The organism is Leifsonia sp. TF02-11, assembly GCF_017565305.1.
GTDB lineage: Bacteria > Actinomycetota > Actinomycetes > Actinomycetales > Microbacteriaceae > Leifsonia.
Genome location: NZ_JAGEKP010000008.1, coordinates 30,258 through 53,069, shown reverse-complemented (window position 1 = coordinate 53,069; position 22,812 = coordinate 30,258). Strand labels below are relative to the sequence as shown.

20 protein-coding genes are annotated in these 22,812 nt (G+C 69.4%); 10 read left to right on the top strand and 10 right to left on the bottom strand.

Annotated features, from left to right (window positions below):
- The first annotated feature begins 84 nt into the window (after positions 1-84).
- Positions 85-708, top strand: a complete 624-nt coding sequence (locus JNB50_RS12405) for a sigma-70 family RNA polymerase sigma factor (protein ID WP_307794704.1) — start codon at positions 85-87, stop codon at positions 706-708.
- An 82-nt stretch (positions 709-790) separates the two neighbouring features.
- A complete protein-coding gene (locus JNB50_RS12400; RefSeq protein WP_208040454.1) occupies positions 791-2,122 on the top strand; it encodes a hypothetical protein in 1,332 nt (443 codons plus the stop codon).
- A 37-nt stretch (positions 2,123-2,159) separates the two neighbouring features.
- Here JNB50_RS12400 and JNB50_RS12395 read toward each other — a convergent pair whose 3' ends face one another.
- From JNB50_RS12395 to JNB50_RS12380, 4 genes are read right to left on the bottom strand one after another with little or no spacing between them, the layout of a single operon-like run.
- The gene (locus JNB50_RS12395) at positions 2,160-2,507 is read right to left on the bottom strand and encodes a carboxymuconolactone decarboxylase family protein (RefSeq protein ID WP_208040453.1); all 348 of its coding nucleotides are present in this window, start codon (positions 2,505-2,507) and stop codon (positions 2,160-2,162) included.
- Positions 2,504-2,911: a cupin domain-containing protein gene (locus JNB50_RS12390; protein WP_208040452.1), complete on the bottom strand. Its 408-nt coding sequence runs from the start codon at positions 2,909-2,911 to the stop codon at positions 2,504-2,506. Before JNB50_RS12390 ends, JNB50_RS12395 begins: the two co-directional genes overlap by 4 nt.
- On the bottom strand, positions 2,908-3,939 hold the full coding sequence (locus JNB50_RS12385; RefSeq protein ID WP_208040451.1) for a zinc-dependent alcohol dehydrogenase family protein: 1,032 nt from the start codon (positions 3,937-3,939) through the stop codon (positions 2,908-2,910). Before JNB50_RS12385 ends, JNB50_RS12390 begins: the two co-directional genes overlap by 4 nt.
- Positions 3,927-5,195, bottom strand: a complete 1,269-nt coding sequence (locus JNB50_RS12380) for a multidrug effflux MFS transporter (protein ID WP_208040450.1) — start codon at positions 5,193-5,195, stop codon at positions 3,927-3,929. Before JNB50_RS12380 ends, JNB50_RS12385 begins: the two co-directional genes overlap by 13 nt.
- Before the next feature lie 102 nt (positions 5,196-5,297).
- Between JNB50_RS12380 and JNB50_RS12375 the strand changes: the two genes are divergently transcribed.
- Positions 5,298-6,185 (top strand): helix-turn-helix transcriptional regulator, encoded by an 888-nt coding sequence (locus JNB50_RS12375; protein WP_208040449.1) that lies wholly within the window; start codon positions 5,298-5,300, stop codon positions 6,183-6,185.
- The gene (locus JNB50_RS12370; protein ID WP_208040448.1) at positions 6,182-6,556 is read left to right on the top strand and encodes a DUF2255 family protein; all 375 of its coding nucleotides are present in this window, start codon (positions 6,182-6,184) and stop codon (positions 6,554-6,556) included. Before JNB50_RS12375 ends, JNB50_RS12370 begins: the two co-directional genes overlap by 4 nt.
- A gap of 151 nt (positions 6,557-6,707) precedes the next feature.
- On the opposite strand, the gene JNB50_RS12365 is transcribed toward JNB50_RS12370, so the two are convergent.
- Complete coding sequence (locus tag JNB50_RS12365; RefSeq protein ID WP_208040447.1) at positions 6,708-8,705, bottom strand: RICIN domain-containing protein; 1,998 nt, start codon at positions 8,703-8,705, stop codon at positions 6,708-6,710.
- Between the two features lie 210 nt (positions 8,706-8,915).
- On the opposite strand from JNB50_RS12365, the gene JNB50_RS12360 reads away from it, so the two are divergent.
- Genes JNB50_RS12360 through JNB50_RS12340 form a run of 5 tightly spaced genes read left to right on the top strand, consistent with a single transcriptional unit; the run spans position 8,916 to position 14,641 of the window.
- Positions 8,916-10,121, top strand: coding sequence for an ROK family protein (locus JNB50_RS12360; RefSeq protein WP_208040446.1), 1,206 nt, complete (start codon positions 8,916-8,918; stop codon positions 10,119-10,121).
- A gap of 36 nt (positions 10,122-10,157) precedes the next feature.
- Entirely contained in the window at positions 10,158-11,249 is a 1,092-nt protein-coding gene (locus JNB50_RS12355; RefSeq protein ID WP_208040445.1) for a sugar ABC transporter substrate-binding protein, read from the top strand.
- A complete protein-coding gene (locus JNB50_RS12350; protein WP_208040444.1) occupies positions 11,234-12,046 on the top strand; it encodes an ATP-binding cassette domain-containing protein in 813 nt (270 codons plus the stop codon). Before JNB50_RS12355 ends, JNB50_RS12350 begins: the two co-directional genes overlap by 16 nt.
- Positions 12,039-13,253, top strand: coding sequence for a sugar ABC transporter permease (locus tag JNB50_RS12345; protein WP_208040443.1), 1,215 nt, complete (start codon positions 12,039-12,041; stop codon positions 13,251-13,253). The genes JNB50_RS12350 and JNB50_RS12345 overlap by 8 nt, the downstream gene beginning before the upstream one ends.
- A gap of 17 nt (positions 13,254-13,270) precedes the next feature.
- Positions 13,271-14,641: a GH1 family beta-glucosidase gene (locus JNB50_RS12340; RefSeq protein WP_208040442.1), complete on the top strand. Its 1,371-nt coding sequence runs from the start codon at positions 13,271-13,273 to the stop codon at positions 14,639-14,641.
- A 74-nt stretch (positions 14,642-14,715) separates the two neighbouring features.
- Here JNB50_RS12340 and JNB50_RS12335 read toward each other — a convergent pair whose 3' ends face one another.
- Genes JNB50_RS12335 through JNB50_RS12320 form a run of 4 tightly spaced genes read right to left on the bottom strand, consistent with a single transcriptional unit; the run spans position 14,716 to position 18,516 of the window.
- Positions 14,716-15,009, bottom strand: coding sequence for a putative quinol monooxygenase (locus tag JNB50_RS12335; protein ID WP_208040441.1), 294 nt, complete (start codon positions 15,007-15,009; stop codon positions 14,716-14,718).
- A gap of 39 nt (positions 15,010-15,048) precedes the next feature.
- Positions 15,049-15,528 carry an Lrp/AsnC family transcriptional regulator gene (locus JNB50_RS12330; protein WP_208040440.1) on the bottom strand — a complete coding sequence of 160 codons (480 nt, stop codon included), beginning with the start codon at positions 15,526-15,528 and terminating at the stop codon, positions 15,049-15,051.
- A gap of 34 nt (positions 15,529-15,562) precedes the next feature.
- Complete coding sequence (locus JNB50_RS12325) at positions 15,563-17,038, bottom strand: aldehyde dehydrogenase (protein ID WP_208040439.1); 1,476 nt, start codon at positions 17,036-17,038, stop codon at positions 15,563-15,565.
- Positions 17,039-17,073: 35 nt separating this feature from the next.
- Positions 17,074-18,516: an APC family permease gene (locus JNB50_RS12320; protein WP_243768424.1), complete on the bottom strand. Its 1,443-nt coding sequence runs from the start codon at positions 18,514-18,516 to the stop codon at positions 17,074-17,076.
- Between the two features lie 154 nt (positions 18,517-18,670).
- Between JNB50_RS12320 and JNB50_RS12315 the strand changes: the two genes are divergently transcribed.
- Positions 18,671-20,086: an FAD-binding oxidoreductase gene (locus JNB50_RS12315; RefSeq protein ID WP_208040726.1), complete on the top strand. Its 1,416-nt coding sequence runs from the start codon at positions 18,671-18,673 to the stop codon at positions 20,084-20,086.
- Between the two features lie 94 nt (positions 20,087-20,180).
- Here the strand turns inward: JNB50_RS12315 and JNB50_RS12310 are convergent, their stop codons facing one another.
- Complete coding sequence (locus JNB50_RS12310) at positions 20,181-22,808, bottom strand: alpha-L-rhamnosidase (RefSeq protein WP_208040437.1); 2,628 nt, start codon at positions 22,806-22,808, stop codon at positions 20,181-20,183.
- Between the last annotated feature and the right edge of the window lie 4 nt (positions 22,809-22,812).

The following is a 22,812-nucleotide window of genomic DNA, read 5'->3' as shown; positions in this document are numbered from 1 at the left end:
TATCCGAAGCGTAGGTCTCCCGACGCAGGCCGCTGGATCCGTTGCCACCTGCAAGATCCCCGCCATACTCGACACAACCAGGACGTGAGGATCGCCAGAACCGACGCCGACGCCGAGATGACCCAGGGGGTGGCCGTGCCCGACGAGAGTATCGACGCTGTCGAGACGATCGGCGCCGGCGACGTGGACTCCGATGCCGGCACCGAGCACGTCCCCGCCCACGACGCCGACTGGTTCACCGCGGTCGTCCGGGAGCATGCGACCGCGCTCGTGCGGTACTTCGCCCGCCGCGGGCCACGGCAGGACGCCGACGATCTCGCCGCCGAAGTCTTCGCGACCGCGTGGCGACGGCGCGCGGATGTGCCCGACGAAGCAGTGCTGCCCTGGTTGTACCGGACGGCCGGCTTCACGCTCGCCAATCACCGCCGCAAGCCGGTCGACCTGCCGGTGGACGAGGTCCCGGAGGCCGGCACCGGCCGGGTGGGAGACGATCCCGAGCTGCGCGCCCTGTTCGACGCCGAACTGCGCGGGGCGCTCGCCAGCGTCGGCGAGCGCGACAGGCGGATCCTCCTGCTGCACGCGTGGGAGGGTCTCGACGGCGAGGAGCTGGCCGCCGTGCTCGGCGTCTCGCGGTCGGGCGCAGACAGCGCCCTCTCCCGCGCGCGGAAGCGCCTGCGGGACGCGTGGGGCGACCGGCAGACATTCTGAGCGGCGGATCGGCGGCCCGTGCAAGGTCCGTGGCCGGTCGCACATAGACGGTGAAGAAGCGTTCCCACGGAGGGTGATCGACATGGACGACGACAACGAGCTCGACCCGCTGGCCCGGCTGCGGGCCGCCGATCCTGCGGCCGGGGTGGAGCCCCGCGCCGGGTTCGCCGAGACCGTCGTCGCGCGGGCGACCGAGCCGCAGGCCGCGGGCGCGACGGAGGCACCCCTCGCCGACCTCGCCACCGCGCGCGCCCGCCGCGGCCGGATCTGGCGCCCTCTGGTCGCGGTCGCCGCCACCGTCGCGATCTTCGGCGGTGCCGGCATCGCGATCGGCCAGCACTCCGGCGGCTCCATCGTCGCCGCGGCTCCCCCGATCTCGCTGCACGGCGGCACGTCCTCCGGCGGCGCCGAGACCGCACCGCGCATCGGAGCCCAGGGCGGCAAGGCGGTTGCAGGCTCGAGCGCGGCCGACCGCGCGTTCGGGTACGGTTTCGGTCGCAACAGCTTCACCGCCTCCGGCCTCTCGACCAGTACAGGGACCGCCGCGGCGTACGCGTTCGACCCGCGCTCCGCCTCCGACGCCCGGACGGTGGGCGTCCTCGCCACCGCCCTCGGCCTCCGGCAGACGCCCGCGCAGAAGGACGGCTCCTGGACGGTCGGCCCGCAGGACGGCACGGCGCCCTCCCTCACGGTCGGCCTCGACGGGACGCTGAGCTTCTCGTACTACGACCCGAGCTTCATGGCCTCGTGCTCGAAGACCGACGACGGCGTCACACCCGAACCGTGCACGCCGAGTCGCCCCCTCCCCTCGACAGACGCGGCGACCGCCGCCCTCCGCGCCCTCATCGCGAACGCCGGCCGCGACGCCGACACGTTCCAGTACGAGGCGAACGCGCAGGAGGGCGCCCTCACCCAGCAGGCCCAGGCCTGGCCCGTCGTCGACGGGCAGCGCGTCGACCAGCCCTGGTCGATCGAGCTGACCGCGGACGGGATCGTCAGCGCCTCCGGCTTCCTCGCTCCGATCGTCTCGGTCGGCGACTATCCCGTCGTCAGTGCTCAGCAGGCGTTCGAGCGCTTGTCCGATCCGCGCTTCGGAGCACAGCGGTCGGGAATGCCGATCGCGCTCCGCGCACAGGGCGCCGGCTCCGTCGCGGGCTCGGGGGCGGCGTTCGACACGGCACCCCCCAGTGCCGCTCCGCCCACCGAGCCGCCAGCGACACCGACAGCCGGCACACCGCTCTCCTGGCCGGTCACCCGAGTCCACATCGTCAGCGCCCGGCTGGGCCTCGCCAGCCAGTGGCAGCCCGACGGCGGCGTCCTCATCGTCCCTGCCTACGAGTTCACCGACTCCGACGGCGGCACCTGGTCGGTCATCGCGGTGGCGGACGACAAGCTGGACTTCTCTGTGAAGTGAGGGGCGGGCGTGGACCGCTCACCCAGCGGAGACGGCATCATGCCGGCACCGTCTCCTCGGTCCCGAACAGCTCCTTCGCGATCATCATGGCCGACATCGCCTTCGGCCACCCCGCGTAGAACGCGAGGTGCGTGATCGCCTCGACCAGTTCCTCCTGGGTCACGCCGTTCTGCACGGCGAAGGGGAGGTGGAAGCGGAGCTGGTCGACGTTGCCCCCGGCGAGCAGCGCGGTCACCGTGATCAGGCTGCGGTCGCGCTTGGACAGCTCCGGCCGTTCCCAGACCTCGTCGAACAGCACGTCGTCGGTGTAGTGGACGAGTCCTGGCGCGAAGTCGCCGAACGTGCGCTGCCCTCCGGTCCAGCCGTTCCCCGTCGCATTCGTCATGCGTGGTGCCCTTCGTACTCGTCGTCGGTGATGTGCTCTTTCCAGGTGGTGGTCTCGGCCGGGTCATCGGCCGATTCCAGCATCGCGAGGTGCTCCATGAAGCAGTCCGGTGCTGCCGCGTGCCAGTGGTCCTGGCCGGGCGGCGTGTAGAGCGTCTGGCCGGGATGCACCTCGATGATGTTGCCCTGGCGGTCGCCGAACCGGGCGACGCCCGCCGTGACCCGCAGGTACTGGCCGCGCGCGTGGCTGTGCCAGACGGTGCGGGCGCCGGGCGCGAACCGGACGAGCGCGACGGTCATCCGCTGATCGCCGTCGTGCGGGCTGGCGATGGGGTCGACCCAGACGTCGCCGGCGAACTGCTCCGGCGGGTTCTTCACGGTCGGTGCCGCGGGTTCGATGTTCATACGTTCTCCGTCTCCAGCAGCACTTTGATGGCCCGGCGTTCGTCCATCGCCCGGTAGCCTTCCGCCGCCTCCGACAGGGGAAGGGTGAGGTCGAACACCGCGCCGGCGTCGAGCTCGTCACGCATGATCGACGCAATCAGCTCCGGCAGGAACCGGCGTACGGGAGCCGGCCCACCGTGCAGATGCACACCGGAGAAGAACAGCTCCTCGCCCGGCAGCTCGACACCGTGAGAGACGCCGACGTAGCCGACATGGCCTCCGGGACGCGTCGCGCGGATCGCCTGCATCATCGACTCCTGCGTGCCGACCGCCTCGATGACGGAGTGTGCGCCGAGGCCGCCGGTGAGTGCCTTGATCGCGGCGACACCGGCGTCCCCGCGCTCCTCGACGACGTCGGTCGCCCCGAACCGACGGGCGAGCGCCTGACGGTCGGCGTGGCGGCTCATGGCGATGATCCGCTCGGCGCCCCGTTGCTTCGCGGCGAGGATGCCGAGCAGGCCGACCGCGCCATCGCCGACCACGGCGACCGTCTTGCCGGGACCGGCTTCGGCGGCGACGGCGGCGAACCAGCCGGTGCCGAGCACGTCGGAGGCGGCCAGGAGGCTGCGCACCTGCCGAGTGGTCGGGGTGCCGGGAACGACGACGAGGGTGCCGTCGGCCAGCGGGACGCGCAGCTTCTCGGCCTGCGTGCCCGGCGCTCCCATCGGGAACGCGTGCACGCAGCGCGACTGGTAACCGGCCCGGCAGATCTCGCACGTGTTGTCGGAGGCGAAGAACGAGCCGACGACGAAGTCGCCGACCGCGACGTTGCGCACGTCGTCACCGATCTCCTCCACGACCCCGACGTACTCGTGTCCCATCGGGGTCGGCTCGGAGACGGCGTCCGTCCCTCGGTAGGGCCAGAGATCGGAGCCGCAGATGCAGGCGGCGGCCACGCGGATCACCGCGTCCGTGGACTCAAGGATGGTCGGGTCGGCGCGCTCTTCGACGCGGACGTCCCGCGGGCCGTACATGACTACTCCACGCATGTGGGGGTTCCTTCCGTTACGAGGTGGGTGGTGCTGGCATGGACTCCGGCCCTGGCCGTGGGTCGGAGGAGGGCGAGTGCGGTGACGGCGGCCGCGGCGACCGCGACCGTGGTGACCACGCCCAAAGGGAGGATGCTGAACGCGCCGGCGATGCCGACCAGCGGAGCCGCGATGCCGCCGAACGCGAACCGTGCGGCGCCGAGCAGCGAGGACGCCGTGCCCGCGATGCTCGGGTAGTCCGCCAGCGCCAGCGTGGTCGAGGGCGGGCTGGTGATCGCCGTTCCGGCGGCCAGCAGGAACAGCGACGCGATCACCACGGCCAGCGGCACGTGCACCACTCCGGCGACGAGCAGCCCGACTGCGCCGACTCCGGCGACGGCGAGGCCGACGGCCAGAGCACCCGGCACGCTCCAGGTCGCGCTGAAGCGGCCGGCGAGGTAGCCGAAGACCATGAAGCCGGTCGAGTTGAGCCCGAACGCGAGCGCGTACCCCTGTGGTGACAGACCGTAGACGCCCTGGAGCACGTACGTCGCGCCGCTCAGGTAGGCGAACAGCGCCGCATAGACGAAGCCCTGCGCGACCACCGCCCCGACGAAGCGCCGGTCGGAGAGGAGCAGCCGGATGTCGCGACGGATAACGGCGACCCCCGCGCCGGTGCGCGCATCCGGGGCCAGCGTCTCGGGGAGGCCGACGGCGACCCAGCCGAGGATGACCACGCCGATCGCCGCGAGCACCAGGAACAGTCCACGCCAATCCAACACCGCGGTGAGCGCTCCGCCGAGCAGCGGGCCGATGATCGCCGCCAGGCCCCCGATGACCGTGAGCCGGCCGTAGAAGCGGATGAGCCCGCCGCCCTCGTAGACGTCGCGTCCCGCGGCTTGGGCGATCACGATGCCGACACCGCCGGCGATCCCCTGCACCAATCGGGCCGCGATGAGCACTTCCACGGTCGGGCTCGCGCCGCACAGCGCCGAGACGATCACGTACGCGGCCACCCCGATGAGCGCCGGCCCGCGCCGCCCGAACCGGTCGGAAAGCGGCCCGGCGATGAGCTGCCCCACGGCGAGGCCGACGAGGCAGGCGGTCACCGTCAGTTGAGCCAGCGAGGTCGCAGCACCGAGCTCGGCCGTGAGCGCAGGGAGCGCCGGCAGGTAGAGGTCCATCGAGATCGGGCCGAACACGGTCAGCACGAGCAGGAGCGTCGCGAGTGCGCGCCCGGCCCGCGCTCGGGCCGGCGGAGAGGGGAGAGCTGTCACGCCACCCAGCACACCGCGTTCCGCCGCTTCGAGGGAGTCCCTGATGAGAGGTGTACTGACAGGGCATCCTTCGCGGACGCCTGGCCGCTTAGCCTGAGACGCATGGACAATCGAGCGGACGTTCGCGACTTCCTGATGTCGCGTCGCGGCAAAGTCACGCCAGAGCAGGTCGGGCTGCCGGCCGGCACCGGCCGACGCGTCGCCGGCTTGCGCCGCTCGGAGGTCGCCATGCTCGCCGACGTCAGCGTCGAGTACTACGCGAAGCTGGAGCGAGGAGCGATCGCGGGTGTCTCTGCCGGCGTTCTGGAGGCGGTGGCGCGGGCGCTGCAGCTCGACGACGCCGAGCGCGCCCACCTGTTCGACCTCGCCCGGGCGGCAGACGGCATCCCGAACTCCGGACGTGCGCGCAGGCGCGCCTCCCGGAGCCCCGAAGCACGGCCGAGCCTGCACTGGGCGTTGGCGGCGTTCACCGACGGGGTCGCCGTGGTGCGCAACGCGCAATCGGACGTGATCGCGTTCAATGCTCTCGGCCGAGCTTTCTACGCCCCGTTGATCGGCGACGGAGGCCGCACGCCCAATCTCGCCCGCTTTCAGTTCCTCGATCCGGTGTCACGCGAGTTCTACCCGGACTGGGACCGTTTCGCCGACATGTGCGTCGCCATGATGCGCGCGGAGGCGGGACGCGACCCCCACAATCGCGCTCTCCAGGACCTGGTCGGCGAGCTGTCCACCCGCAGCGACACCTTCCGTCGGCTGTGGGGCGCACACGATGTGCGCATCCACGGTGCGGGCACCAAGCGCTTCCATCATCCCGTCGTCGGAGAGCTGACGCTCGCCTACGAAGAGTTCGCCATCACCGCCGAGCCCGGCCACGTCATGCTCGTCTACACGGCCGAGCCCGGCTCGCCGTCGGCCGATCGGCTCCGCCTGCTCGCCTCCTGGGCGGCCGAGCAGCCCGAACACCGCCAGACCATCACGGAGGGATCATGACCACCTGGACCACGGACGAACTGCAGGCCATCGCCGCCACCGACGATTTCCACATCGCGCCGTTCCGCGCCGACGGCATCACGCTCGGCACCCCCACGTGGATCTGGTCGGTCGTCGTCGACGGCCACGTCTATGTCCGCGCCTACAATGGCACGGCCTCCCGCTGGTACCAGTCCGCCCGCGCCCAAGGAGCCGGGCGTATGACCGCCGGCGGAGTCGAGAAGGATGTCGTCTTCACCCCCGTCGCGGATGACCTGCTGAACGACAGCGTCGACGGCGCGTACGAGGCGAAGTACGGCACGAGCCCCTACTTCCCCCCGATGGTCACCGCGAAGACACGAGCTGCGACCGTCCGGGTCGACCCGCGCTGACCGCGGGGCGGGTGCATGCCGAAACGCACCCCGAGGCCACCGGTGCGCCCTCCTGCTCGCTCACCCGACCAGCCTACGCACGGGGACGGCCCGACGGCCCGACGCGCATGCCGGGGAGCCTGTCACCCTCCCCGGCATCCCCGTCATCCGGTCAGCTGACCGGAACGAACTGCCAGAGGGCGTTCGGGTCCGAACTGCTGCTCGCGTACTGCTGGATCAGCGTCGAGTCGGCCAGCGAGCCTCCGGTCAGGTTCAGCTGGAGGCCGCTCGTGCGGTTGGTGATGACGTACCAGCTTCCGCTGGCGGTGATCGACCACTGCTGGTTCGCGTTCCCCGTTCCGGTGATCGTGTACTGCTGCATGACCGTCCCATTGCTGGTGGAGCCGCCGGTGTCGTCGAGGGCCTTGCCGCTCTTGGCGTTCACGATGTTGTAGTAGCCGGAGCCGGCGCTGACCAGGTTCCACTGCTGGTCGAGGTCCCCGTCGTCGGTGTACTGCACCGCCTGAGCGCCGTCCGCGGTGGAGCCGCCCGCGACGCCCAGCGGTTTACCGGTCGTGCGGTTGACGAGCTTGAACACGTGCCCGGCCGACGGCGTCGACGACAGGGAGGTCGCCGCGGGGACCGTGCCGGAGATCGTGACCGTCGCACCCGCCGGGAGCGTGTACGAGAACGATCCCTGCCGGTTCCAGGTCGTCTCGAAGGCGGTCGACGACGAGTTGGTGTTGGTCGCGACCAGCACCTCGGAGCCCGACGGCGTCTTGAAGGCCGCGGTCACGATGCCGTGCGCGCTCACCGTCGAGTTGATGTGGGTGGAGCCGACCGGCACGAACTTGCTGAGTTGGGCGAGCTGGTAGTAGTTGTTGTCCAGCGTGACCGTGTCGGAGGTCACGTGTCCCGAGCCGTCGAGTGTCGGCTGGATCGTCACCAGCGGCGCGCAGTTGGTGCAGGCCCCGGCCAGGTGCGGCCCGCTCGAGGAGTCGAGGGCGGCGTTCCACATCACCACGGACTTGGCCCAGTTCTGCACGGAGAGCAACGCCATCGCAGCAGTCGAGTAGCCGATGATGTTGGTCGGCGCGCTGTCGGACGAGCACTCGGTCTCGTAGGCGTCCTTCGTCGGGTCGATGTTGTGCAGCCTGGTCATGTTCGTCGGGTCGGCCGTGGTCGAGCCGCTGTTATAGCAGTGCCATGCCATCCCGCTCAGGTTCGAGCCGGCCGTGCTGAGCATGTCCTGCGGGAAGTTGGGGACGTCCCAGTTGTGGTCCCAGCCGAGGATCTTCGGGCTGAGGCCTGCACTCGAAAGGGTGGGTGCGAGGTAGTTGTTCACCCAGTTGCCCTCGGTGGTCCCGTCCGCCCAGTACATGCCCGGGTACGCGGCAGGAGCGTACTGCGGCTCGTTCTGCGGCGTGATGTACCCGACGGAGACCCCGTTCGACTGGTAGGCCTGCAGCCAGTCGCGGAAGTAGTCCGCCCACGCCTGGTAGTCGGTCGTGAGGAGCGTCCCGTTGGTTCCGCTCGTGCTGCCGAACATCGACCCGTTGCTCTTCATCCACGCCGGCGCGCTCCACGGGCTCGCCACCAGCTGGAGGTTGGAATTAAGCGCCTTGGCGTCCTTGATGGTGGGGATCATCAGGTTGGTCTCGTCGGAGTAGAGCGAGAAGTACTGATCGGGGTTCCCGCTCGGCCCTGCGGTGTCGTCGTCCGTCCAGGTGGTGTTCGTCGAGTTGAAGTCGGTGGAGGTCATGGGAACACGCCAGAACGAGAAGTTCGCGCCGGAACTGCCGAACAGCTGACCCATCAGGGTGGAGTACGCGGTCGGGCTGTAGCCCTTCAGCTGCTGCAGCAGCGAACTGGACGAGTCGGTGAAGGCGGCGCCGAAGCCGCTCATGCTCTGGTAGGCGAGGCTGTCGTTGACGCTGACGTTGATCGAGCCCGAGGCGACGGAGCCGAGCGTGATCGCGCTCTGCGGGGTGAGGGCGCTGGAGTTGTCGGCCGTCGTCAGCCAGGCGTTCAGCGTGACCGTCGCGGATGCCGGGCCTGCGACCGCGATGGCGGCCCCGGCTCCGAGGAGCGCGGCCACCCCCATCGCGGTGGCGGACCGCCGCAGTCGTCTGCGGTGCGTGCGGTGGTGCGTCGGTGTCATCTGACTCATGGGGTGCCTCCTTCGGCAGTAGGTCGACACACGCCGCGTCGATGCGACACGTGTCAGAGGGATAACTATTGCGGGGCTTACTTTAAGATCCGAAAGAATTTGGCCACAAGAGGCAATCCATGCCCGAGACACTCCTTGTTTCTTTTACAAATTCAGACTTGCGCAGCTTATTTCGATGTGTAAACTAAGGCGCAACCAAAGGAGGACTGCATGGCCCGGAAGGCAACCGTGAAGGACGTGCGACGCGCGAATCGGGCGCTGGTCGTGCGGCACCTGCTGCTGGAGGGGTCCTCCTCCCGGGCAGCCGCCGGCGAGGCGACGGGGCTGTCCGCTGCGACCGTCACGAGCGTGATCGGCGACCTCATCGAGGAGGGCGCCGTCGTCGAACAGGGCCAGGTGGAGTCCGACGGCGGACGGCCGCGGACCGTGCTCGGCCTCAACCGGGACGCTGCGCGCGTCATCGGGGCCGACGTCGGCGAGACCGATGTCACCATCGGGCTCTTCGACCTCGACATGAACCGACTCGGCGAGCGCAGCTACCCGTTCCGCGGACGCCGCATCTCCCCCGAGCAGGTCATGGACACCATCGTGGCCGGGGTCGGCGAGCTGCTCGACGACCGACGCGGTTCCTCCGTGCCGATCCTCGGGCTCGGCCTCGGCGTTCCCGGCATCGTCCGCTCCGTCGTGAACGCCGACGGGACGACCGACGCGCTCGTCCACGCCCAGGTCATCGGCTGGGACGGCGTTTCCTTCGGCGACCTGTCGCACCGGCTGGGGATGCCGGTCTTCATCGACAACGGCGCCAAGACGACCACCCAGGCGGAGTCGTGGTTCGGCTCGATCAAGGGCGTCGACGACGCCGTCGTCGTCCTCATCGGCGCAGGAGCCGGTGCCGGCATCGTCTCGAACGGCGCCCTGCTCCGCGGCTCCTCCAGCAGCGCGGGCGAGTGGGGGCACACCAAGATCAGCATGGACGGCGTCCGCTGCCGGTGCGGCGCCAAGGGCTGCGTCGAGACGTTCGTCGGAGCGGTCTCCATCCTCGAAGCCTGGCTCGGCCCGGAAGCGCACATCGACGGCCAGGAGAACGAGGCGATCGCCGCTCTCTTCGCGGCCAGGTCCGACGGCGACGAGCGCGCGCGCTCGGCCGTCGCCGACCTCGTCGACCACCTGGGCGTCGCCCTCTCGAACCTGGTCAACCTCTACAACCCCCGCAAGCTCATCCTGGGCGGCTGGTTCGGCGACATCATCGCCCAGCACGTCCTGGACGAGGTCATCGAAGTCGTCCAGCGGTCTTCGCTGGAACAGCCCGCCGCAGACGTTCGCATCGAACGCTCCACGCTGGGCTCCAAGGCGGTCGCCCTCGGCGCTGCCACCCTGCCCATCGAGCAGTTCGTCGAATCGGGCTTCAACCGTTAGTCCAACCCCATCCACACACAGCGAAGGGAATTCGCGATGAAGCGAATGACACCGATCGCCCTGGCGACGCTCGCCCTTGCGGGCCTGCTCCTCGCCGGGTGCAGCTCCACCAACCCCGCGGACGCGTCCGGCTCCTCCTCCGGGAGCAAGACGATCGCGTTCCTCATGCCCTGTTCCACCTGTGCTGACCGCTTCGAGTCGAAGGACAAGCCCTATTTCATCGAGGCCGTCCACAAGCTCGACCCGTCGATCAAGGTGATCGCGGAGAACGCGCAAGGATCGGAATCCACCCAGATCAACCAGGCCGAGTCGGCGCTGACGAACGGCGCCAGCGTCATCGTCGCGAGCCCCTACACGGCCAAGGCGGGCGCGACCATCGTGAACAAGGCGCGCGCCGACAAGGCCGCGGTGATCGCCTACGACGGGATGATCGACGGCGCCGTCCCCGACGCCTACATCTCGTTCCAGAACGAGAAGGTCGGCGAGCTGCAGGGGAAGTACATCGTCGACCACGCGTCCAAGGGCGGCACCGTCGCGATGATCAACGGCGACATCACGTCCGCTCCCGGCCTGGCCTTCAAGCAGGGCGCGCACCAGTCGCTCGACCCCGCGTTCACGGACGGCTCCCTCGTCCTCGGCTACGAGTCGGACACCCCCGGATTCGACGGCTCGAAGGCACAGGCGTCGATGGAGCAGGCGCTCACCAAGCTGAACAACAAGGTCGACGCGGTCCTCGTGCCCAACGACGGGATGGCCACGCCGGTCATCGCGGCCCTCACCGCGCAGCAGCTGAACGGCAAGGTCATCGTCACCGGGCAGGACGCCACCGACCCCGGCCTGACGAACATCCTGGAAGGCAACCAGTCGATGACGGTGTACAAGTCCATCCGGGACGAGGCGAACGCCGCAGCGAAGCTCGCCGTCGCCCTCGCCCACGGCGACAAGAACGCCGTCAAGCAGCAGACCACGACGACGGTCAAGAACGACGTCGGCTCGGTGCCGGCGATCCTCCTCGACCCGGTCGTGGTCGACAAGTCGAACATCGCCGACACGGTCATCAAGGACGGCTTCACCACCTGGGCGAACATCTGCGTGGGAGCCGCGAAGGCACAATGTCCGTCGAACTGAACCAGGAGGAGCGCCGGCCGGCCTCGGGCGCCGGCGCTCCCCCGCTCCTCGAACTCCGTGCAGTGTCCAAGTCCTACGGTCACGTCCAGGCGCTGGCCGACGTCGACTTCCACGTCGACGCCGGCAGCGTGGTCGCCCTCGTCGGCGACAACGGGGCGGGCAAGTCGACCCTGGTCAAGGCCATGGCGGGCGCCCACCAGATCAGCTCAGGCGAGATCCTCATCGACGGCCGTGCGGTCACGATCGGCTCTCCGACCGAGTCGGCCCGGCTGGGGATCGAGACCGTGTATCAGGACCTCGCCCTGTGCGACAACCTGGATGTGGTCGCCAACCTCTACCTCGGCCGGGAGTTGCGGGTCCGCTCGCTGCCCCTGCTCGACAAGCTGAAGATGGAGAAGCAGGCGGGAACGGTCATCGCCGAGCTGGCGGCGACCATCCCCGCCCTCGACCAGCTCGTCTCCTCGCTCTCGGGAGGGCAGCGGCAGGCGATCGCCGTCGCCCGCGCCGCTCTGTGGGGCTCGCGCGTCGTTCTCCTCGACGAGCCGACCGCCGCACTCGGCGTCGCCCAGACCCGCATGGTCTACGACCTCGTCCGGCGGATGCGCGACACCGGCCTCGGCGTCGTCGTGGTGACCCACAACATGGCCGATGCGTTCGCCGTCGCCGACCGGATCACCGTGCTCCGCCTGGGACGGAACGCCGGCGACTTCATCCCGGGGGCCAGCACGCCCGACCAGGTCGTCGCCGCCATCACCGGCGCCGACACCATCCGCACCGAAGGGACCGACCATGATTGAAGCGAGCACCCCGACGCGGGTGCCCGTCACGACGCCGCCGCGTGCGACGCTCCGCTCGCGGCTGCCGATCCCGCGGGACTTCGGCCCGTACGCCGTCGTGATCGGCCTCGCGGTGGTCTGGATCGTGTTCCAGCTGCTGAACAACAACTTCCTGTCTCCCCGCAACCTCTCCAATCTGACCCTTCAGATCGCGGTGCTGGGGACCATCTCTGTCGGCATGGTGATCGTGCTCATCCTCGGCGAGATCGACCTCTCCGTCGGCGCCATCGCCGGCGTGAGCGCGGCAACGATGGCGGTGCTCTCGACCAACGCGGGAGCGCCGGCGTGGGTGGCGATCCTCGCCGCTCTCGCGTTCGGAGCCGTGATCGGCCTCATCCAGTCGCTCGTGATCGTCTTCGTCGGCATCCCCTCGTTCATCGTGACGCTCGCCGGACTGCTCGTCTGGCAAGGGGTGCAGTTGATCATCATCGGTGACAACGGGCAGGTCGCCCTGAACGACCCGTTCCTCAAGTCCATCGCCTCCACCTACGTGAGCCAGGCAGGAGGGTGGGCGATCGCGGCCCTCGTGATCGTCGCCGTCGTCGCGTGGCGGTGGACGGCGCGACGGATGCGCAGCAGAGCGGGGCTCGCCGTGCGGCCCGCGTCCGCCGATGTCATCGGCGTCGCGATCGTGGCCGTCCTGATCCTGCTGGCCACCTGGCTGCTGAACAGCTACTTCGGCATCCCCTGGGTGCTCGTCGTCCTCCTCGCGCTCGTCGGAGTGATGAGCGGGGTGATGAGCCTCTCGCCCTTCGGCCGGCACGTCTATGCGATCGGCGGCAACCGGGAGGCCGCGCGCCGCTCCGGCATCCGGGTGCGCGGGGCGACCATCGCGGTGTTCGTGATCATCGCCGTCATCGCCGGTGTCGCCGGCATCATCGAGGCCTCTCGCGAGTTCTCCGCGTCCAGCGCGCTGGGCGGAGGGACGCTGCAGCTCAACGCCATCGCCGCGGCCGTCATCGGCGGCACCAGCCTCTTCGGCGGACGTGGACGCGTCTACAACGCGATCCTCGGCGCGCTGGTGGTCGGGAGCATCGAGAACGGTCTCGACCTGCTCGGCCAGCCCGCCGCCGTCCAGAGCATCACCACCGGCATCATCCTGTCCCTCGCGGTCTCCGTCGACGCGCTCGGACGCAAGCGACTCGCCCGCCGCGGCGCCGCCCGCTGAACCCACGAAAGAAGACCATGAACTCTGAGAACACCTACCCGCCCGGCTTCCTCTGGGGAGCAGCGACCGCCGCGTACCAGATCGAAGGGGCCGTCGCCGAAGACGGGAGAGGGCCGTCCATCTGGGACACCTTCAGCCACCGGCCGGGGGCCGTGCTGCGGGGCGACACCGGGGACATCGCGTGCGACCACTACCACCGCTGGGAGTCCGACCTCGACCTCCTCGTCGAGCTCGGCGTGAACTCCTACCGGTTCTCCGTCGCCTGGAGCAGGGTCCTCCCGACCGGTGCCGGCGCGGTCAACCAGGCGGGGCTCGACTTCTACGGTCGCCTGGTCGACGGCCTGCTCGAACGGGACATCACCCCGATGGTCACGCTCTACCACTGGGATCTCCCGCAGGCGCTCCAGGATGTGGGCGGCTGGGCGAACCGCGACACGGCGGATCGGTTCGCCGACTACGCCGGCATCGTGCACCGCAGCCTCGGCGACCGGGTGCCCTACTGGCTCACCCTCAACGAGCCGTACTGCTCCGCGTTCGTCGGTCACCTCGAGGGGCGGCACGCGCCGGGGATCCGCGACGAGGCGACAGCGGTCACCGCTCTCCACCACCTCCTGCTTGCACACGGCAAAGGCGTGCAGACGCTCCGCGCCGACGGCGTGAGCGGCCAGGTGGGCATCACCCTGAACCTGACCTCCGTCCGGGCGGGAAGCGATGCGCAGGAGGATGTGGAGGCGGCCCGCCGGCTCGACCTCTTCGAGAACCGGATGTTCCTCGACCCCGTCCTCCGCGGACAGTATCCGGACGACGCCCGCGCCTTCTACGACGGCGTCACCGGGTTCGAGTTCGTCCACGACGGCGACCTCGAGACGATCAACGCACCGCTCGACTACTTCGGTGTCAACTACTACGAGCGCCACGCCGCCGTCGCCGATCCGCGCGACCCCGTCCGCGGCTGGGCGAAGGTCCCGCCCGCCGAACCGACCATTTCGGGGATCTCGGTCGAACCGGTCGGTCTGAAGGAGATCCTCCACCGCGTCGCCGACGAGTACACGACGCTCCCGCTCATCGTCACAGAGACCGGTCAGGCCCTCTTCGACTACGTCGACCCCGAGCGCGAGATCAACGACGCCGAACGGGTGCACTTCTACCGGTCGCACATCGAGGCGGCGACGGAAGCGATGAACGACGGCGTCGACCTGGTCGGCTTCTTCCCCTGGTCGTTCATGGACAACTTCGAGTGGGCGTGGGGCTACGGCCACCGCTTCGGAATGTACTTCGTCGACTACGCGACCCAGGAGCGCATCCCCAAGCAGAGCGCGCACTGGTACGCGTCCTGGCTGCGGCAGGTCGGCGCACGGGAGCCGCTCTCGGCCCTTCAGGTGCCCTGAGACTCGGTCGGCCGGTCGGTCCCGGCACGCCGCTCCTGCACTCGTGCGGACGGTGTGCCGGGACTGACGCGGCGTCAGAGCGACGCGTCGTCCGTGAACCGTGTCAGCGTGGGAGGCTCCGCCAGGTATGCGCCGAGGCCCGACGCACCGGGCCCGGCCCGCCAGGCGCGATAGGCGTCGTCATGCTCCAGCGACTCCCAGCGCTCGACCGCGACCACGTGCGCCGAGTCGGTGACGTCTGTGACGACCCGCACGCCGAGGCAGCCGTCGAATGCGCGCGTGTCCGCGAGGATCTCGCTCAGCGCGCGAGGTCCGTCTTCGAGGTGGTCGGGAGCGAAGCGCAGGTCGAGGAGGGAGGTGACAGTCATGCGGGCGACGCTAGCACCTGACGACGCCGGACCTCCCGGTCAGTCGGCGCTCGAGACCTCAGGGACGCCCCAACCGTATGCAAGCTTGTGCACTTCGAGCACGAAGAACGACTCGGTGGAGACGACCCCGTCGAGCGCGCCGATCTTGTTCTCGAGCACGTCGACGATGTGTGCGACATCACGGCAGATCACTTCGACCATCACGTCGAACCTGCCGCTCGTGATGACGACGTAGCTGGTCTCCGGGAGCTCCGCGAGTGCCGTGCAGATCGCGCGGGCCGTGCCGGGGCGGGCTCGCACGCCGATGAGGGCGAGCCGGTCGAAGCCGATCGCGAGCGGGTTCGCGATTCCCACGACTTGCAGCACACCGTCGTCCTCGAGCTTGTTCAGCCGGTAGCGCACGGAGGAGGCCGGCACGTCGAACTCCTCGGCGAGGCTGGAGAAAGTGCGCCGCCCGTCCACCTGGAGCGCCGCGATGATGCGGCGGTCCAGGTGGTCCAGGCCGTCAAGCTCGTTCACGGATCGAGGCTATCGCTTGCGTGTCCGGATGCGCTCAATCGAGGTGCAGCACGCCGGTGCGCAGGTCGCTCATATCGAGGAGCGTGTGCTTGCCGCCGATCCGCCCCCAGCCCGTCCGGGTGCCGCCGACGCCTCCGAAGGGCATGTTGATGTCCCAGAAGCCGTTGCTGTCGTTCACGACGACCTGGCCGGTGCGCATCTCCTCCACGAACCGGTAGGCACGGCTGAGGTCCTTGGTGAAGACCGCACCCTGCAGACCCAGCGCATCCTCGTTCGCGATGCGCAGCAGCTCGTCGTCGGAGTCGGCGGAGATGATCGGCACGACCGGTCCGAACGTCTCGGCGACGCTCAGCAACGCGTCGGGCGCGACGCCGTCCACGACCGTGAACTCGTAGTAGAGATCGGTCGGGAAGCCGGAGGCGCGGCCACCGCCGACGACGATCTCGAAGCCGCGTTCGCGCGCCTCGGCGAGGTGGGCGTCCACTTTGTTCGCCGTGGCCTGGTTGTTCATCGGCCCGAGCGTGGTGGTGGAGGCGAACGGATCGCCGAGCACCGCCTCCGCGGCCGCGGCACGGGTCGCCTCCACGAACCGCTCGCGGACGGCGCTGTGGACGAGGACGCGCCCGGTGGCGCAGCACACCTGTCCCGCGTTGTAGAACGCACCGCGCACCGCGGCACGTGCCGCCGCCTCAACATCCGCATCGTCGAGGACGACGACCGGTCCGTTGCCGGACGCCTCGATGATCGAGCGCTTGAGCCCGGCAGTGGCCACGATCTTCTCCGCCGTCGCGGACGAGCCGATGAAACCGATCGCGTCGATGCCCGGGTGCGAGACGAGCTCGCCGCCGAATGCACCCTCGCCGGGGAGGACGTTGACCAGCCCTGCGGGCACGCCCGCCTCCTCCAGCACCTCGACGGCCGCCAGCAAGGACAGTGCGGTGTGCGCCGGGGGCTTCACCACGACCGCGTTGCCGGTCGCCAGCCCCGGCGCGACGAACTCCGCGAACATCAGAACCGGGAAGTTCCACGGGATGACGATCGCCCAGGTGCCGACGCCCTGATAGAACGTCCACATCCGCTTGTGCGTGTCGTTCGACGGCAGCGTCTCGCCGTGCAGGCGGACCGCGTCCTCCGAGTGGAGGTGGAACAGCTGGGCGCTTTCGTCGATGTCGGCGTACGCCTCGCTCAGCGGCTTGCCCTGCTCGAGTGTGAGCAGACGCGCCAGGTCGTCGCGCTTCGCGGCGAGCAGGTCCCCGACGCGGTGCAGGATGGCCGCGCGCTGCCACACGCCCACCCGGCTCCAGGCCTGCTGCGCTTCGCGGGCGGCGGCCACCGCCCGGTCCAGGTCCTCCCGGCCGGGCACCGCGATGGAGGCGATCACTTCGCCGGTGACCGGGCTGACGACATCGGATGTCTCACCCGACGCAGCGTCGACGTACTCGCCGGCGATGTACAGCTGGCTGTGCGGCACGGCGATGTCCGCACGGGTGAGGAGGGATTCGGTTGTCATGGTGGGTTTCCTCTCGACGGGATGGAACGGGATGTTCAGAGGGACTCGTCCGCCGACCGCGGCGGAACTCCGGAGCGACGGTCGCGCGCACGGACGAACGCCCAGATCACGACGCCGAGGGCGAGGATGCCGATCGCGATGCTCAGTTCCAGAACGCCTCCGTAGCCGGTGATCGAGAATCCGGTCGCGCCGACGACGACGATGACGGCGAGCAGGATCGCGAGAACGATCGAGATCGGAACGAAGATGTTCGGCAGTCGGATGGGCCGCACCGCGTCGGGGCGGTCCTTGCGCAGCAGCGCGAAACCGGAGACGGCCAGCACATGGGTCAGGACGTAGCCGAGGTTGCCGGTGACGATGATCGCCAGCGGCTGCTGCAGGACCACGAGCAGCACGATGTTCAGCACGAGCATCACGTTGAGCGCGCGCATCGGGATCCCGCGACGGTCGAGCTTGCCCACCGCGCGGACCGTGACGCCCTCCTTGCCCATGTTGAACAGCACGCGGGACGAGTCGGCCACGGAGGTCAGCATCACCAGCACCAGCGACGCGATGAGGCACAGGACCATCACGTTCGCCGCGGCGTCCGACCCGACCAGCTTCGCGAACGCCCCGACGAAGAACGTGGCGGGGTCCTTGCCGATGGCCTCCTCGCCCGCGAAGCCGCCGAGCGTGATGGGGACCAGGAAGAAGACGCCGAGGCAGAACAGGGCGGCGGCTCGGATGGCCCGTGCCGTGTCCTTCACCGGATCGCGGTACTCGGAGGCGAACGTGGTGCAGACCTCGACGCCCAGGGTCGTCCAGGCCATCACGTACAGCCAGACGACGGCGGTGTGCAGGCCCTCCCAGCCCTCGAGCTTCCAGGTGAGCGCGCCCGGGTTCCAGCCGCTGCTGAAGACCGGCAGCACGATGAAGACGAACAGCGGGATCAGCAGGATCGCAGCGGTGATGTACACGAAGGTCATGGTCACCCGCACGCCGATGACGTTGATGCCGTAGAGCACGAAGATGACCCCGAGCCCGATGAGGATCGGGAAGCTCAGGTGGATCGGCCCCAGGCTCAGCTCCCAGGTCTGGTCGGGGAACCACTGGGACTGGATGATGAGCCCGGTCAGAGCGCCATAGGTGGCGAGGTTGGATCCCCACGGCAACCAGTACCCGACACCGGCCACGGGAGCGAGCCAGGGTGCCCGGGACTTCCAGGCCTCCGCGGCGAAGCCTGCGATGCCGCCGGAGGACTCGGGGAACATCGTCGACAGCTCGATGTAGATCCAGTTGACGACGAATGCGATGACCATCGAGATGGCCCAGAGCACCGCGGCGCCCCACCCGCCCAGGCCGGCGATCGACGCCCCGAGGGTGGCGATCAGCGCGGCCGGCATCGTCATCGACATCGCGAAGGCGTCATACCAGCGCAGCTTGCGTGGAAGCTTCTCCTCCACCGCGTGGCCGGCCTGCGGCGTCACGTCAGTGCTCATGGAATCCCCGTATCTCTTCATTGAGTGCACGACGACGGGTCTGGTCGCCCATCTGAGAGCCATCCTTGCGAATGGTTGCTGAATGCGCAACTATCAATCTGTTCTTTTAACCAAATGGCATTCGTTGCAGTCTCGAATGCAGCGAGGAGCAATGATGCAGCAGACGGCTTTCGAACGCACACCGCCGCCGAGAGCAGCGGCCGATCACGCACTCGCCGACACGCAGCACTCCGTCTTCTGGCTCGACGACGTGCACCGCGACCAGCACGATTCGCTCACCGGCCGCCGGGCAAGCGACCTGGTCGTCGTCGGTGGCGGGTACGCCGGGCTCTGGACGGCTCTGCTGGCGACGGAGCGGCACCCCGGCATCCGAGTGACGCTCCTGGAGGCGAACCGGATCGGCTGGGCGGCGTCCGGGCGCAACGGCGGCTTCTGCGAGGCGAGCCTCACGCACGGCGAGGAGAACGGCGCCAGCCGCTGGCCCGAAGAGATGGCCACACTCCAGCGGCTCGGCACCGAGAACCTCGACGAGATCGCGGCGACCGCCGAGCGCTACGGCATCGACGCGGACATCGAACGCACCGGCGTCCTCAAGGTGGCCACGGAGGAGTACCAGCGGGTTCAGCTCGCCGACGCGCACCACGACGACCGGAACGTCTTCCTGGACGGCCCGCGACTGCGCGCGATGGTCTCCTCCCCCACCTACCGCGCGGGCCTCTGGGATCGGGACGGCTGCCTCCTGGTGCATCCGGCCAAGCTCGCGCTCGAACTCGCGAGGGTCGCGCGCGAGCGAGGGGTGGAGATCTACGAGCGTTCCCGCGTCACGGGGCTCCGCCGCGACGGGCAGGGGATCCTCGCGACCACCGAGGCGGGCACCGTCCGCGCGGACCGCGCGGTTCTCGCCACGAACGTCTTCCCCTCGCTGCTGCGCCGGAACCGCCTGATGACCGTCCCGGTGTACGACTACGTCCTCGCGACGGAGCCGCTCACCCCCGCTCAGCGCGAGGCGATCGGCTGGAAGGACCGCCAAGGCATCGCCGACATCGCCAACCAGTTCCACTACTACCGGCAGACCGCCGACCATCGCATCGTCTTCGGCGGCTACGACGCGATCTACCACCCGGGCGGCCGCGTCCGCGCCCGCTACGAGGACCGGCCAGAGTCGTTCCATCGGCTCGCCGAGCACTTCCTCACGACGTTCCCCGCCCTGGAGGGGATCCGGTTCTCGCACCGCTGGGCCGGCGCCATCGACTCGTGCTCCCGGTTCTGCGCGTTCTACGGCACCAGCCACGACGGCAGGGTGGCGCACGCGGCCGGCTTCACCGGCCTCGGCGTCGCCGCGACGCGCTTCGCCGGCAACGTCATGCTGGACCTTCTCGACCGGACGCCCACCGAGAGGACGTCACTGCGGATGGTGCAGGAGCGTCCGGTCCCGTTCCCTCCGGAGCCGGCGGCGACGCTCGGCATCAACGCCGTCCGCTGGTCGATGGACCGGGCGGATCACAATCAGGGTCGGCGCAATCTCCTGCTTCGCACGCTTGATGCGCTGGGGATGGGGTTCGATTCGTGATCAGCGCGCGATGACCACGGTGGTCGGTGTTTCGTCGGGGTGACGCGAGGGGGCCGCAGACACCCCCTCTCAGCCGGTGTGGGCACAGGACTCGTCAGAGCCGGGAAAGCTGAGCGCGCAACTCTCGAATCTCCTCCGAAGCGATCGACCCAGCGGCCATCTCCAGCACCGCGTTCAACGGGACGGCCCGCGCCATGCAGATCATCGGGCTGTCCGCGACGCCGGGAACCACGCGATCGACCACCTCGCGCGAGGCCGGGTCGTCCAGGAGCTCACCGAGGGTCGTGACATCCGGGTCGATCCGACCCCAGCTCAAAGGCTCATCCGAGGGCGCCTGGGCCTCAGAAACGCGCGCGGCGCGGAGATCCGCATACGGCGTGCGAGCGGATCGCGCTGGCGCGGTCGCGGTCCACGCGCTTTCGCCCGCTCCGACCTCGTGGAGTTCGCCGTTCGGCAGGTGCACGATCGCGGCCACGCCTTCGGGGACGCTGACTCGGATGGTCACCTTCCCACCGTCGCGGTCCCAGCGGCTGCGGATGACGCCGTGCGGGGTTTCGAGGCTCCCTTCCGCCCATGTCAGTCGCTCGTCGAGGTGGGGGCGGATGTCCACCTTTGGGTAACCGGGCTCGGCCGGGCGGATGCCGGCGACGTACTCGTGGAGGAACGTGACGACCGCACCTTTGGAGTAGTGGTTGAGCGACTCGTGCGGGTTCCCGCCCGCGTCGATGCCGGACCAGGACTCCCACACCGTGGTGGCACCGCGTTCGAGCATGACCAGCCAACCCGGCTCGTCGCCCTGGAACAGGAGGTCGTAGGCGACGTCGGCGTAGCCGTTGTCCGCGAGGACCGGGAGCAGCATTCCCGTGGAGAGAAAGCCGGTGCCCAGATGCGTGCCGTTCTCCTCGATCAGCCGTACCAGCTGATCTGCCGCGGCCGCGGTCAGCTCGGCCGGGATGAGACCGAACGCGAGGCCCCGGACGTAGTTCGCCTGCGTGGGGACCGTGAGCGTTCCGTCGGCGTTGAGGAATTCCGTTCTCCAGGCGTCGGCCACATCCTGCGCGAGTCGCGCGTACCGCTCCGCTTCGGCCACGTCTCCGATCACCCGGGCAGCGTCGGCGGTGAGCTGCGCTGAATGCGCGAGGTAGGCCGTGGCGACGATCGCGGGGTCGCCTTGCGGGTTGAACGGGACGTCGGGTTCGAGCCATTCGCCCCAGTGCCATCCGGTGTCCCAGAGGAACCGCTCATGCGGCGCCGGCTCCGGCCGTGACGCTTCGCGGCTCGGGTGGCGACCGCCGGCAGCGGCTCGGGCGGCGTAGTCCACCCAGGCCCGCATCATGGGTGCGGTCTCTGCCAGGATGCTCGGGTCGCCGTAGGCGCGGTAGAGCTCCCACGGCACGATCGTCGCGGCGTCTCCCCAGCCGGCTGAGCCGTCGAAGGAGATGGGGATCACCGGATCGGGTTCGATGCCGCAGTCGGGCGCGACGTTGGTGATCGTGCCGTCGCCGTGCTGGTCGTCGGCGAGGGAGGTCAGCCACTTGCGGGCGAATCCGCTGATGTCGTCGAGGTACGCGGCACTGCGCGCGAAGATCTGGAAGTCGCCGGTGTATCCCCAGCGCTCCCGGTGCGGGCAGTCGGTGGGGATGTCGAGGCTGTTCGACCTCCAGCTGGCGACCGCGATGCGGTGGAGCTCGTTCAGGCGCGGGTCGCTACTGGAGAAGGTTCCGGTGTGATGGAGGTCGGTGCGTACCTGATGGGCAGTGATGGCCTCGGCGGCGAGGTCCTCTTCGAGCCCGTCGACCGCGACGTAACGGAATCCGTGACTCGTGTGCCGGGGCTCGAAGACGTCGGACGGGGCGCCGCGGGAGATGACGGTGTCCCGTTGACCCACCGGCAGCTTCGGGAGCCCCGGGGCGACGGCGATGTCGAGGTGCTCGAGGGTGAGGTCGCCGTCGTGGTCGAGAGCCTCCCCGTGCGTGAGCTGGATGGTGGTGTCCGCCGGACCGAGCCCGGTGAGGCGGACCCAGCCATTGAGGTTCTGTCCGAAGTCGACGACCTGGCGTCCGGACGCGAGGCGTGTGATAGCGACGGGAGTGAAGCTCTCGGCCTTGCGTACGGGTGGCGCGACCGACCAGACCAGCCGGTCGGTGTCCTGCGTCAGCGCGTCATCGGAGATCGCGATCCGCTGCCAGTCGGTGCGGCCGAGACGGCGAAGGTCGCTGGTCTGCCCATCCATCAGGTCGGCTTGAACGATCGCACCGACGCCGGTCTCCCACGTGCTGTCGGTGACCACTCGGATAGTGCCTTCTGCCGTCTCGATCGCGAGTGCTGCGACAACGGCGGTCCGCGTTCCGAAACTGTCGGGCACGCGATGCGCGCCGACGCGGCCACGGAACCAGCCGTCGCTCACGACCAGGACGAGTTCGTTCCGCCCCGCAACGATCGAGGCGGTCACGTCGTACTGCTGGACCTGGAGGGTCTTGCGGTAGCTGGTGAGGCCCGGCGTCAACTCGAAGTCGCCCACCCGCTCTCCGTTGAGGAACGCCTCGTAGACGCCGTGTGCCGTGACCGTGAGGATCGCGCTCGTCGCCGTGTCGGTGAAGTCGAACGTGCGGCGGAATTCGTACGCCGGCCGTTGACCGGGCGCAGGTACGGCATCCGGCGTGGTGATCCATGTGGCATCTGCGAGGGCTTCCGCGGGTGATGTCTGCTGAACGGTGGGCATGAAG

What these genes read in the sequence shown, in the direction of transcription:
- JNB50_RS12400 (WP_208040454.1), top strand. Translation starts at nt 791, where the DNA reads ATGGACGACGACAACGAGCTCGACCCGCTGGCCCGGCTGCGGGCCGCC.
- JNB50_RS12395 (WP_208040453.1), bottom strand. Translation starts at nt 2,507, where the DNA reads ATGACGAATGCGACGGGGAACGGCTGGACCGGAGGGCAGCGCACGTTC.
- JNB50_RS12390 (WP_208040452.1), bottom strand. Translation starts at nt 2,911, where the DNA reads ATGAACATCGAACCCGCGGCACCGACCGTGAAGAACCCGCCGGAGCAG.
- JNB50_RS12385 (WP_208040451.1), bottom strand. Translation starts at nt 3,939, where the DNA reads ATGCGTGGAGTAGTCATGTACGGCCCGCGGGACGTCCGCGTCGAAGAG.
- JNB50_RS12375 (WP_208040449.1), top strand. Translation starts at nt 5,298, where the DNA reads ATGGACAATCGAGCGGACGTTCGCGACTTCCTGATGTCGCGTCGCGGC.
- JNB50_RS12370 (WP_208040448.1), top strand. Translation starts at nt 6,182, where the DNA reads ATGACCACCTGGACCACGGACGAACTGCAGGCCATCGCCGCCACCGAC.
- JNB50_RS12365 (WP_208040447.1), bottom strand. Translation starts at nt 8,705, where the DNA reads ATGAGTCAGATGACACCGACGCACCACCGCACGCACCGCAGACGACTG.
- JNB50_RS12360 (WP_208040446.1), top strand. Translation starts at nt 8,916, where the DNA reads ATGGCCCGGAAGGCAACCGTGAAGGACGTGCGACGCGCGAATCGGGCG.
- JNB50_RS12355 (WP_208040445.1), top strand. Translation starts at nt 10,158, where the DNA reads ATGAAGCGAATGACACCGATCGCCCTGGCGACGCTCGCCCTTGCGGGC.
- JNB50_RS12350 (WP_208040444.1), top strand. Translation starts at nt 11,234, where the DNA reads ATGTCCGTCGAACTGAACCAGGAGGAGCGCCGGCCGGCCTCGGGCGCC.
- JNB50_RS12345 (WP_208040443.1), top strand. Translation starts at nt 12,039, where the DNA reads ATGATTGAAGCGAGCACCCCGACGCGGGTGCCCGTCACGACGCCGCCG.
- JNB50_RS12340 (WP_208040442.1), top strand. Translation starts at nt 13,271, where the DNA reads ATGAACTCTGAGAACACCTACCCGCCCGGCTTCCTCTGGGGAGCAGCG.
- JNB50_RS12335 (WP_208040441.1), bottom strand. Translation starts at nt 15,009, where the DNA reads ATGACTGTCACCTCCCTCCTCGACCTGCGCTTCGCTCCCGACCACCTC.
- JNB50_RS12325 (WP_208040439.1), bottom strand. Translation starts at nt 17,038, where the DNA reads ATGACAACCGAATCCCTCCTCACCCGTGCGGACATCGCCGTGCCGCAC.
- JNB50_RS12320 (WP_243768424.1), bottom strand. Translation starts at nt 18,516, where the DNA reads ATGAGCACTGACGTGACGCCGCAGGCCGGCCACGCGGTGGAGGAGAAG.
- JNB50_RS12315 (WP_208040726.1), top strand. Translation starts at nt 18,671, where the DNA reads ATGCAGCAGACGGCTTTCGAACGCACACCGCCGCCGAGAGCAGCGGCC.
- JNB50_RS12310 (WP_208040437.1), bottom strand. Translation starts at nt 22,808, where the DNA reads ATGCCCACCGTTCAGCAGACATCACCCGCGGAAGCCCTCGCAGATGCC.